This window comes from Sulfurovum sp., from assembly GCF_041562805.1.
GTDB lineage: Bacteria > Campylobacterota > Campylobacteria > Campylobacterales > Sulfurovaceae > Sulfurovum.
In genome coordinates this window covers 25,757-37,506 of sequence record NZ_JBFFOH010000014.1, presented here as the reverse complement: position 1 = coordinate 37,506, position 11,750 = coordinate 25,757, and the positions used below count along the sequence as shown (strand labels likewise).

Below are 11,750 nucleotides of genomic sequence, written 5' to 3'. Positions count from 1 at the left end.
TTACTATAGCATGGAATGCCCTGACGATATTTATACTGAATCTGGCAGCTATTATCTATCCAATTTCCAAGATAAACAAGCTTACCGCAATGGAGGCAATGAGATATGTATAAGATAGCCCAATACCTTGCATGGCTTAGCCTTTGGAGACGTAAAACACGTTCGTCAATGGTAATCATGATGATTGCATTATGTCTTAGCGGTCTGCTTGGGTTACAAGGACTTTATGACGGCATGATCAGCCATATGATCAACACAACCATCAGAAGTGACTCCGGAGAGATATCTCTCTACAACAAAGAGTATCGTCTAAACAAAAGTCTTGACTATAGACTCACTCCCCTCTCAAAATATGAAGATGCATTCTCTCAGATCAAAGCAATTGACGCTTACTCCATTCGTTTGGAGAAAGAAGGTCTCATTGCTACAGCACACAAATCACTTGGAGCAACCCTCAAAGGTATTTCTTTGGAAAATGAAGAAAATTTTGGTCAGCTCAATGCGTTCGTGACTGAAGGAGAATATAGTTTTGGCAAAAAAAACAAAGAGGCTTTGATCGGTTCAGCATTGGCTAAAAAGTTCAATCTTTCTATAGGTAGCCGCGTTATCTTTACAGCTCAAGATGTTACTGGAGAGATCAACTCTATCTCTTTTCGTATCGCTGGTATCCTCAAAACCGGTAATCCTTCTATTGATGATAACTCTGTTTTTGTCTCTATGGAAAAGATGTCAAAATTTCTCAACCTGCAACAGAGTGCTACACAAATAGCCTTACGTATTAAAGATACAGAACATATAAAAATAGTACAAAATGAGCTGCAAAGGCTATTACCCGATACAGATGTACTTCGCTGGGATGAGCTCTATCCTTTATTGATACAGATGCAGGAATTAATGAATATCTTCAATTTGGCTTCTTACGCCATTGTCTTTATCGTTGCTGCACTGGGTATCTTCGGAGTCATGCTTGTCTCTGTTTTAGAACGGATGCGTGAGTTTAGCATCATGCTTGCCATAGGCGCACCATACAAGATAGTAAGAAATCAGATCATAATGGAAGCATCTTTTTTAGGGCTTATCGGTTATATAGCAGGTGCTTTTCTAGGATGGATCCTCCTTCTATATATGTCAACTGTAGGTGTTGATATGCGCTCTTTTGAAGCAGGATTGGAACTCTATGGTTATAGTGCAGTCATGTATGCGAACATGCATCTTTACTACTTCTTTCAAGCTTTTTTTGCTGTATTTTTTGCTACTCTACTTTCAGTGATCTGGCCTCTACGAAAACTTAAGAAAATAAAACCTATACAAGTCATACAAGGAAAAATGTTATGAAACTCAACCATGTCTACAAAACATTCTACCCTGATTCTCCCAAAGAGGTCAAAGCCCTTACAGATATCAATCTCACATTTGAAAAGGGAGAGTTCACTACCTTGAGTGGTGAATCTGGATCAGGAAAAACCACCCTTCTAAACATTATAGGGGGACTTGACTCAGCTACAAGCGGACAGATCTTTTTTGAAGGAGAAGAGATATCTGCTTACAGTGAAGAGAAGATGGCAAAGCTGAGACTGCAGGACATAGGATTTATTTTCCAAGCGTACAATCTGATACATGTACTTACCGTTCGTGAAAACATAGGGTTCATCATGAAGCTGCTCAAGTTTGATGAGAAAGAGATAGATGCACGTATACTGGAGTTGGCTTCCATCTTGCAGATAGAAGATCTCCTGGACAAGCTTCCGGGTGAGATAAGCGGTGGTCAACAGCAACGTGTAGCGGTAGCACGTGCAGTTGCATCACGTCCCAAACTCATACTCGCAGATGAACCTACTGCAAATCTAGACTCAAAGAATAGTGAACGCCTCATGAACATGCTACGTACACTCAATGAAAAAGAGCATGTCACTGTCATTTTTGCTTCACATGACAAGTATGTTCTAGAACAGTCCAAACGTATCATTGTTCTGGATGATGGAGTTGTCATTGAAGATCGTTAACTGGCTAGGACTGATTTGTCTTACAGTGCCACTCATGGCTGTAGAACATGATTTCAGCATAGAGAACACCAACTATACGATTTCCAAATCACCCTATCCTGATGGGGATCGAACCCTCTACAATTACAACAGATTACGACTGACAGATAAGATCAAAGAAGGAAATTGGTTTGCCCATATCATTGCAGATATAGATAACTACTACGGAGAGGATTATATTGAGAGTTTTGAATACCAATTCTTAGGTACTATCAATGCAGACACACCTTTTGACATAGAAACCAATTCCAAAAATTATGGAAATGGTGAAGTGTTCGGGCGACTCCATCGTTTCAATGTAGGATACTCAGATGAAAAGCATAACGTTGTCTTTGGTCTGCAAAAGGTCAGTATGGGTGTAGGACGTATATGGACACCTACTGATCTTTTCAACCCCAGGAACCCGCTTGCACTCGAACCTGACCAGGTCTATGGAAACTATGCACTCTCTTATATCTATGCGCTGGGTGAACTGAGCGAAGTCATGGGTGTTGTCGCTAAACGTCATAATGACGAGTATAAGTATGCAGGAAGGATCAAAAGTAACTTTGGTGTTGTAGACATTGCACTTGATGTTCTTTCAAGCGATGATGCACAAATGATCGCTTATGAACTTGAAGGCAATCTTTTTGAGACTGGTATAGAGTGGCGAAGTGAAGGTGGTTATTTTAAAGATAAACTTTTAGACAAAGAATTTTTTCAAGGTATATTGGGACTCGACTATGGTTTTCAAAATGGTCTCACTCTGGTAACAGAGTGGATACACTCTTCAAAAACCTACAGTTTTGATGAGATACTTCTACATCAGGAAAGTACCTTAAGCAACAACCGTCATCTCTCCAATGATTATATTGGAGCTTCAGCCTATTATGACTTTAACTTGCTCTTCAACGGTGCACTCAGTATCATCTACAGTCTGGAAGACCAAAGCAGTTTTGTATCACCTCTTATAGAGTACAGCATCAGCGATGATGCATCCCTAGCTCTTGGGGCCATGCTTTATAATGGAAATGACGAGAGTGAGTTTGGCAGTGTGGACAACAGCTATTATCTACGTTTCAAAGTCACCTATTGATCAGAGACTACTATTGTGGTTCAAATAAATCTTCCAATTTTGAGTAAAATTTGGTCATGTATATGAATAAGATAAATAATTTACATGATATAATCAAAAATAATGTCATAAATGGATTCCTATGCTGAATAGATATCATAAAAGCATCTTCTTCTTTTTACTGCTCGCTATGTCTCTTTTACATGCGAATGTACAAATTGATGACTACCAACCTATCAGTGAATGGGAGGAACATAAAGAAGCTCTGCTCTTACTCATTATTATGGCTTTTGTAAGTCTCTATTATTTTATACGTATATCCAAGTTAAATCGTGCATTACAACTCTCAAAAAGTCAACTTGAAGAGCATGAAAAAGAACTTGAACAAACAGTAGAAAAACGTACCAATGAAAAAATGGAACTAGAAGTAGAAAAATATAAAAACTTCGAGCACATCTTACAGTCATTTATCAATATCATTGAAGACCGTGATGCCTATACGGCGGGACATTCACAACGTGTAGCACACTATTCCCGTTTAATAGCTGAGCATATGGGACACTCAAAAAAAGAGTGTGATCTTGTTTATCATGCTGGTATTCTACATGATATTGGAAAGGTTGCAACACCTGATTCCATATTGATGAAACCTGATCTATTTGACGTTCATGAGAAAAAGCTGATAGAAGGACATGTCAACGTGAGTTTTAAAATACTTTCTGCCATCCCCATGTATATGGAAATGGCAGAGATCATACTCTATCACCATGAACGTTATGATGGTAAAGGCTATCCTTATGGTGTTAAAGGTAATGACATTCCAATACTATCACACATCATGATCGTTGCCGATGCTTTTGATGCTATGACAACCAGTCGTATCTATCAAGTACGCAAAAGCATTCCTGAAGCCATAGAAGAAATTCGTACACATACATCTACTCAGTTTCATCCACAGGTTGCGCAAGCTGCCATAGAGGTCTTTTCTGAAATTAAGGATATACATACATTCGAACAATTACCTACCACCCAGTTAGAACAAGAGCGTTTCTCTTATTTCTATCGTAATCAATTGACTTCTGTATACAATCAAAACTACTTGAATTTTATTTTAAATAAAAATTTTGACACCATGAAATACATATGTTTTAATGTTTTATATCTGCACAACTTCTCTATTTCTAATCAAAAAGAAGGCTGGGAATATGGAAATGAACTACTTATTAACTTTGCAAAGTATCTTCGTAAAACCTATCCGAATTCATTGATCTTCCGTATACACAGTGTTGATTTTTGTATTATGTCCACTACCCACACAGAGATTGATATTGAGATGATAAAAAAGCTTGATTCTTTTACAAAGTCTGATATCGCCATTACACACAAACATATTGATCTGCGTGAAATAAATATGGGTAATCTTCAAGAGCTAGAAGCAGAACTCTATTAAATATTTTACATTGTAAAAAAATGTATTATTCATTTTCAACACTCTCTTGAATATCTACAAATATTTTAGGGTTAACTGCTACAATATAAAATGACCAACAAAAGTCATTCCTAAAAATAGTACTTAATACGTTTATATTGTATTTACTTTAAAGTACAATATATAATATGAACTTTTTTCAACAATCGATTAAAGGAATATCATTATGACAGAGTATTCAACTATTACCGTTGACGGCAATGAAGCCGTTGCACTGGTAGCCCATAAGATCAATGAAGTAATCGCTATTTACCCTATCACCCCCTCCTCACCAATGGGTGAATTCAGTGACCTTTACAGTTCAAAAAAACAGAAAAATATTTTTGGTACGATTCCGGAAGTGTATGAAATGCAAAGTGAGGGAGGTGCGAGTGGCGCCATTCACGGTGCATTGCAGGCGGGTGCACTTACGACCACATTTACAGCTTCTCAAGGGCTACTGCTGATGATACCCAATATGTATAAAATTGCCGGAGAACTGACTTCAACGGTATTTCATGTTGCATCCCGCTCCCTTGCGGCTCAAGGACTCTCCATCTTTGGGGATCATCAGGATGTGATGGGAGTAAGACAAACAGGATTTGCTTTATTGTCTTCCAATTCCGTGCAGGAAGCACATGATTTTACTCTGATCTCACAAGCTGCAACCTTACATGCACGTATTCCATTTTTACATTTTTTTGACGGATTTCGAACCTCCCATGAAGTAAGCCGTATCGAAAACCTTTCCGATGACGTCCTTAAAGCAATGATCGATCTTGATCTGGTCGAAGCGCACCGTAAACGAGGTCTAACACCTGATATACCTGTGCTTCGAGGTACATCACAAAATCCTGATGTCTATTTTCAGGGGCGTGAAAGTGTCAATAAATATTATCAGGCATTACCGAAGATCTTACAAGAACAGATGGATACCTTTGCTGAGTTAACGGGAAGACCATACCGACTTTTTGATTATGTCGGTGTCGATGATGCAGAGAGAATTATTGTATTGATGGGTTCTGGTGCCGAAGCAGTCGAAGAAACTGTGCACTATCTGAACGCTCAAGGTCAAAAGGTAGGGATGATAAAGGTACGATTGGCCCTGCCCTTTGCAACTGACTTCTTTGTCCAAGCACTTCCAGTATCAGTTAAGTCAATTGCCGTACTTGATCGAACCAAAGAGTCCGGAAGCCTTGGCGAACCTCTATATCATGATGTGCTTACTGCATTGTTTGAACAGCGTTCAAGCCTGCCTTTTGAGATGCCCCATATCATAGGAGGACGTTATGGTCTTTCTTCCAAAGAGTTTACGCCCGCTATGATTCTTGCGATCTACCGGGAACTTTCAAAAGAGTCTGTAAAAAATCACTTCACGATCGGCATTGATGATGATGTCACCTTTACATCACTGACCTATGATCATGATTTCATTTTAGATAACCCTACTCAGTTTGAAGCTTTATTTTATGGATTGGGTTCGGATGGAACAGTAGGAGCGAACAAAAATACGATCAAGATAATCGGTACAGAAACAGATCATTATGCGCAGGGATATTTTGTCTATGATTCGAAAAAATCTGGTTCTATGACCATATCCCATCTACGTTTTGGTTCCGATCCGATCCATTCCAGTTACTTGATACAACAGGCCGATTTCATAGGTGTACATCAAGCTGTATTTCTTGAAAAACTTGACTTACTTGAGATCGCTAAACCAGGTGCAGTTTTTTTACTCAATACCCCTCATCCCAAAGAGGAAGCATGGAAACATCTACCTCGTGTGACACAAGAACAAATTATTGTAAAAGGATTGAAATTTTATGCCATTGATGCCTATAGTGTGGCACAAGCCAGTAAAATGGGATCCCGGATCAATACGATCATGCAGACCTGCTTCTTTGCTATCAGCGGTATACTTCCCAGGGATGAGGCGATCAAGAAGATAAAAAATTCGATTCAAAAAAGCTACGGTAGCAAGGGAGATTTGATTGTGAAGATGAATTTTGCCGCCGTGGACAATACTCTCGAAAATCTGTATGAAGTCGTTGTGCCCACAAAGGCAGAGAGTATCCAAGAGCTTAAACCGGTTCTTAAGGGGGTACTGAGTCCATTTATCTCCGAAGTGATCGGTAAAATAACCGCTTACAAAGGTGATGAACTTTCAGTATCACAGATCCCAGATGATGGGACATGGCCGACAGGGACAACCCAATACGAAAAGCGAAATATTGCCCATGAGGTTCCTGTCTGGGATGTTAACACCTGTATTCAATGTAACAAATGTGTTTCAGCCTGTCCCCACTCGGTCATACGCTCCAATATCTTTGATATCTCCTTTATGAACCAAGCTCCTGAAGGGTTTGACTCCAAGTTGGCCAAAGGGAAGAAATTCGGTGAAAATGATCTTTTCAATATCTCCGTAGCAGTCGAGGACTGTACCGGATGTGCATTATGTGTTGAAGTCTGTCCTGCCAAAAACAAATCGCAGACCAATCTCAAAGCAATCAATATGGTACCGCTTGCCCCTATCAAAGAGCAAGGCATCGCACAATGGGATTATTTCCTCTCCTTGCCAAAACTTGATCGCTCAAAACTTGATCATGATGATCTTAAAGAGTCACAGTTTCTCGAACCGCTCTTTGAATTTTCTGGGGCATGTCCTGGTTGTGGTGAGACTCCCTATATCAAACTTGCATCCCAGCTATTCGGAGACCGTATGGTGATCGCTAACGCTACTGGATGCAGCTCGATTTACGGAGGAAATCTTCCTACGACACCATGGAAGAAAAATGATGAAGGACGCGGACCGGCGTGGTCAAACTCTCTCTTTGAGGATAATGCGGAATTCGGGCTTGGTTTTCGTCTGGCCATTGACAACCATACAGACCATAGCAAAAGCTTGCTCCAAGGTCTAAAAAACAGCCTTGACAGTGATCTAGTTGAAACGATACTCAATGCGCCTCAACATGATGAAATGCAAATCAACGAACAGAGAAACCGGGTTAAAATCCTTCAATCTGCCCTTGAAAAACTTGAAAGTAATGAAGCAAAAAGTTTATTGAAAATATCAGATTATCTTGTAAAAAAATCTGTCTGGTGCATCGGTGGAGATGGCTGGGCATACGATATCGGATATGGTGGTCTTGATCATGTACTTGCAAGCGGTAAAAATGTCAATATTCTTGTACTTGACACCCAGGTCTATTCCAATACCGGTGGCCAGCAGTCTAAAGCAACTTTTACGGGTGCTGTAGCAAAATTCGCGGCAGGAGGAAAGGCAGGAATGCCAAAAGATCTTGCTGCAATGGCTATAAATTACGAAAATGTTTATGTGGCAAAAGTCTCATTGGGTGCAAATGACAAAGCAACAGTAAAAGCGTTTGTTGAAGCAGAACGCTATGACGGTCCTTCAATCATTATCGCCTATTCACACTGTGTCGCTCACGGATATGATCTAAAATATGGTTTTGATCAGCAGAAACGTGCTGTTGACAGTGGTTTATGGCCTATATTCCGTTTTAATCCAGATAAGATCAAAGAAAATGAAAATCCGATGACACTTGATTACAAAGGACCAAAATAGATGTAAAAGATTTTATGTACCGTGAGACCCGTTTTAAAATGGTAGAAAAAATGAATGTTGTTGTTGCAGGTGATTACCTCAAAACAGCGACTCACACAGCGCAGTCTCTCTATAAACGATATCAAAGCCTGCATGAACATTATCAGCCAACACAAGAGGAGGTCTAACCATGGAACTTACTACTACTTATTTAGGGCTTGAATTAAAAAATCCCCTTATTGCCAGTGCTTCGCCGTTAACGGCATCGCTGGATAGTATAAAAAAGCTTGAAGAGAAAGGCATTGCCGCGGTGATAATGCATTCACTGTTCGAAGAGGAGATCAACCACGAGATTCATCAGATCGACCACTTTTTACATATTCACAGTGATTCGAACGCTGAGGCTACCAGTTATTTACCCAGTGAGGTAGGTTTTGACAATCTGAACTCTGAATATTATCTTGAGGAAATAAGAAAAGTCAAGGAGGCTATCCAAATTCCAGTCATCGCCAGTCTCAATGGTGTTTCTGCAGGAGGATGGGTGAAATATGCAAAAAAACTTCAGGAAGCCGGTGCTGATGCTTTGGAGCTTAACATAACTTATATCCCCACGTCTATAGACATGGAGGGGCATACGGTAGAACAAATGTATATCGATACAGTTGCACAGGTGAAAGAACATATTTCCATTCCTCTCAACGTCAAAATGAATGCCTATTTTTCAAGCCCTGCAAATATGGCCAAACGTTTTGTAGAAGCCGGAGCCAATGGTCTAACCATTTTTGATAATCCAATACGTGTCGATGTAGATCTTGAACTTTTGACACCTTTGCAGCGTGCCAATATCACCAGTTCTACAAATTTAAGTGAAATATTGCGCTGGTGTGCGATTCTCTATAAAAAACTGCCCTGTTCTCTCTGTGCCAATACGGGTATTCACAGTGCAGAAGATGTTCTCAAAGCCATCATGAGCGGAGCAGATGCTGTGGCATTGGCTTCAGTGCTTTTGATGAAAGGTGAATCCGAAGTAACAACTATACTGAATGAAATCACCCAATGGATGGAAAAATACGAATATGACTCTATCTCCCAGATGAAAGGGAGCATATCACTGGCTCACACTGATAACCCAGCTGCTTATGAGCGTAACTCATATATGTATGCCCTTCAACAGTATCGTCGCTAAGATGGAGCTTACATCCTTTAGAACACCAACAGAGAAAATCTCTGTTGGCTATGCTAGTCTTTGATACATAAATGGTTACTTTTTTAAGGAATTTTCCTTAAAACATTGTTCTTCAAGAGTCACTTCAGAGCAAAAGAAAAAGATCATACTGAAAAACCATCACGCAAGATCTACATTCTTTTGGAAAAAATCCCGCGCTACAATCACAACCTCAGTTCTCACTTTTTAGATTTAGAATTTTCCTGACGTTTTCTACGCTTTATCTGAATACGCTCACGAATATTTTCAATTTTACGCATCTCTTTATCCCCCATTTCAACTTTAGTATGTGCAATTTCTTCACCAAGATCAATTTTGAGGATATCAGATTTTTTCATAGCCAATATCTGAGAAGCAAACACACTACGATGTCCAGTAATTAAAAAGCTGATAACCACCGAAATAGCAGCATAGTGTGCGACCTCCAAACCAAATAGTTCCATAGCCATAATAGTTGCAGCGATCGGGGAATTTGTGGTTCCGGCAAGAACACTAACAAAACCAAGTGCAGCAAAAAAAGATATATGATCACCCATAAAAGTACCAAACACATGACCACTGGTGGCACCTATGTAAAAAAGGGGCGTAACTATACCGCCACTCCCTCCAACACCCAGAGTAATGGAAGTAAATATCGTTTTAAGAAAAAAGCCATACCAGGGGATGTCTCTATGAAGAGAAGTGTCAGGCTGAAGTATATTGTCAATGGTTCCAAGTCCTAATCCAAAATATTGATCTCCTACAATTAATGATAATCCTATCAAGATGATTCCGCCTGCAAAAGCTTTTACATAACTATTAAAAGGAATTTTTTTAATCAAACTGGAACTTCCTCTTAGTGTTGTTATAGTAATATCAGAGATAAAACCAAAAAACAGACCCGCCAAAACAACTTGCATGATCAAAACAATATCCAATGAAACACTCTGATGAAAACTTATATCAAAATAAGTATAGTCAATTCCAAAATACTGTGCAGTTGAAAATGCCGAGAAACCAGCGATAAAAGAGGGAAGCAATACATCATAGCGTATAAGTCCGATTACTAATACTTCAAGCCCAAAAATAGCACCCGCGATCGGCGTACCGAAAACCGTTGCAAACCCGGCACCAATTCCGCAGACCACCAACTTTTTACGATCCGCTTTACTAAAATGGAAAATTTCTGAAATAAAAGATGCCATGCCTCCGCCAATCTGTGCGGCAGGTCCTTCTTTACCGACAGAACCTCCGGAAAAAACTGTCAGTACAGTAGCAATTAACTTGACTGGAACAACCGATATCTCTATTTTACCACTTTTTTTGTGTACTGCTTCAATGACTTTTTCCGTGCCATGTCCCTCGGCATCCGGAGCATATTTCTTCACTAGCCAAACAGTTAAAGGCAGTGCAAGAGGTAAGAGATAATAATATTTGAACGGCAACACATATCGAGCTTCTTCTGAAAACCGTAGTATCTCTAAAAAAAATGTTACACTTGCACCAATAACAATACCGATAATCGAAGAAAATATCAGCCACTTAACAACACTAAGAAAGATACTAAGTTGTTCAACAGTATGTTTTTTCATAATGTCTTTTCAAGAGAAAATTTATTATAAAAGTACCACCAGACATCCCTGACTTTTTTATTATAATATTTTACATTATAACACTTCTCGATAAAAGGGGGATTTATTATGAATCTTTTAAAAATGTAAAAAATTGCACACATTACTTTTGAGGATTTTCACGAAGTTCTTTTAACTTCTTCTGATACTCTTCTTCATCACCATAAGATAAGAACTCATCATAATAGTTATGTTGAGAAATAACCTTCTTCGCATGTTTTATAGGACAAAAATAAAGTTCTGTCCTACCTGCAATGGCAGAGGCATACAGCATTAAACCATTAAAATAGGAACAGTATAAACAATTGAGTTTTTCAATCGGATTTAAATATCCAAGATAATGATGATCAAAGTGCATATAGTCACTGCGTTTTATAAATGTAAACTTGAAGATTCTAAATGCTACCTGTTGATATACAAAGAGTAACACATCAAATAGTATAGCAGGAAGGACCATCCCATAGATGATAGGTGCGGCAAGAAAATGCAAAAGAGGAACTTCTCCAAACCAAGTTAAGAGGTTTTTCATATTCTCTTTTTGCCTAGCCAAAACCTCTTTTTCAAATGTCACATAACCATTTTTAATCTCATAGGAAATATGACTCTCTTGCAGAGCGATCTCTTCAGTAAGCTTTAACTTCATAGCTTCTATCTCTTCAACGATCTCTCTGATCTTATCATTCATAGATAATCCCTTTTATGGTTCAAATTTACATCTTATGCATATTATACATACATAATGTAATAGTTTGATGATTCATTTTTATCTCATAATTTAAAGATATA

The 11,750-nt window shown here is 38.9% G+C and carries 9 protein-coding genes; 7 read left to right on the top strand and 2 right to left on the bottom strand.

Annotated features, from left to right (window positions below):
• Positions 1-105 precede the first annotated feature (105 nt).
• The 7 genes from ABYK33_RS03535 to ABYK33_RS03505 all read left to right on the top strand — a co-directional run bounded on the left by ABYK33_RS03535 (position 106) and on the right by ABYK33_RS03505 (position 9,315).
• Positions 106-1,335 carry an ABC transporter permease gene (locus ABYK33_RS03535; RefSeq protein WP_373031566.1) on the top strand — a complete coding sequence of 410 codons (1,230 nt, stop codon included), beginning with the start codon at positions 106-108 and terminating at the stop codon, positions 1,333-1,335.
• Positions 1,332-2,003 (top strand): ABC transporter ATP-binding protein, encoded by a 672-nt coding sequence (locus ABYK33_RS03530; protein ID WP_373031565.1) that lies wholly within the window; start codon positions 1,332-1,334, stop codon positions 2,001-2,003. Before ABYK33_RS03535 ends, ABYK33_RS03530 begins: the two co-directional genes overlap by 4 nt.
• The gene (locus ABYK33_RS03525; protein ID WP_373031564.1) at positions 1,990-3,117 is read left to right on the top strand and encodes a hypothetical protein; all 1,128 of its coding nucleotides are present in this window, start codon (positions 1,990-1,992) and stop codon (positions 3,115-3,117) included. The genes ABYK33_RS03530 and ABYK33_RS03525 overlap by 14 nt, the downstream gene beginning before the upstream one ends.
• Before the next feature lie 121 nt (positions 3,118-3,238).
• Positions 3,239-4,546 (top strand): HD-GYP domain-containing protein, encoded by a 1,308-nt coding sequence (locus ABYK33_RS03520; RefSeq protein ID WP_373031563.1) that lies wholly within the window; start codon positions 3,239-3,241, stop codon positions 4,544-4,546.
• 205 nt (positions 4,547-4,751) lie between these two features.
• Positions 4,752-8,150 (top strand): pyruvate:ferredoxin (flavodoxin) oxidoreductase, encoded by a 3,399-nt coding sequence (nifJ, locus tag ABYK33_RS03515; protein WP_373031562.1) that lies wholly within the window; start codon positions 4,752-4,754, stop codon positions 8,148-8,150.
• Between the two features lie 14 nt (positions 8,151-8,164).
• Positions 8,165-8,317, top strand: a complete 153-nt coding sequence (locus tag ABYK33_RS03510) for a hypothetical protein (protein ID WP_373031561.1) — start codon at positions 8,165-8,167, stop codon at positions 8,315-8,317.
• Between the two features lie 2 nt (positions 8,318-8,319).
• Entirely contained in the window at positions 8,320-9,315 is a 996-nt protein-coding gene (locus tag ABYK33_RS03505; RefSeq protein WP_373031560.1) for a dihydroorotate dehydrogenase-like protein, read from the top strand.
• 218 nt (positions 9,316-9,533) lie between these two features.
• On the opposite strand, the gene ABYK33_RS03500 is transcribed toward ABYK33_RS03505, so the two are convergent.
• On the bottom strand, positions 9,534-10,925 hold the full coding sequence (locus tag ABYK33_RS03500; protein ID WP_373031559.1) for a chloride channel protein: 1,392 nt from the start codon (positions 10,923-10,925) through the stop codon (positions 9,534-9,536).
• Positions 10,926-11,067: 142 nt separating this feature from the next.
• Positions 11,068-11,649 (bottom strand): hypothetical protein, encoded by a 582-nt coding sequence (locus ABYK33_RS03495; protein WP_373031558.1) that lies wholly within the window; start codon positions 11,647-11,649, stop codon positions 11,068-11,070.
• Between the last annotated feature and the right edge of the window lie 101 nt (positions 11,650-11,750).

Excerpts from the sequence above, each read along its gene's own strand:
- ABYK33_RS03520 (WP_373031563.1), top strand. The coding sequence starts at position 3,239 with ATGCTGAATAGATATCATAAAAGCATCTTCTTCTTTTTACTGCTCGCT.
- ABYK33_RS03495 (WP_373031558.1), bottom strand. The coding sequence starts at position 11,649 with ATGAATGATAAGATCAGAGAGATCGTTGAAGAGATAGAAGCTATGAAG.
- ABYK33_RS03530 (WP_373031565.1), top strand. The coding sequence starts at position 1,332 with ATGAAACTCAACCATGTCTACAAAACATTCTACCCTGATTCTCCCAAA.
- ABYK33_RS03500 (WP_373031559.1), bottom strand. The coding sequence starts at position 10,925 with ATGAAAAAACATACTGTTGAACAACTTAGTATCTTTCTTAGTGTTGTT.
- ABYK33_RS03510 (WP_373031561.1), top strand. The coding sequence starts at position 8,165 with ATGTACCGTGAGACCCGTTTTAAAATGGTAGAAAAAATGAATGTTGTT.
- ABYK33_RS03505 (WP_373031560.1), top strand. The coding sequence starts at position 8,320 with ATGGAACTTACTACTACTTATTTAGGGCTTGAATTAAAAAATCCCCTT.
- ABYK33_RS03535 (WP_373031566.1), top strand. The coding sequence starts at position 106 with ATGTATAAGATAGCCCAATACCTTGCATGGCTTAGCCTTTGGAGACGT.
- nifJ (WP_373031562.1), top strand. The coding sequence starts at position 4,752 with ATGACAGAGTATTCAACTATTACCGTTGACGGCAATGAAGCCGTTGCA.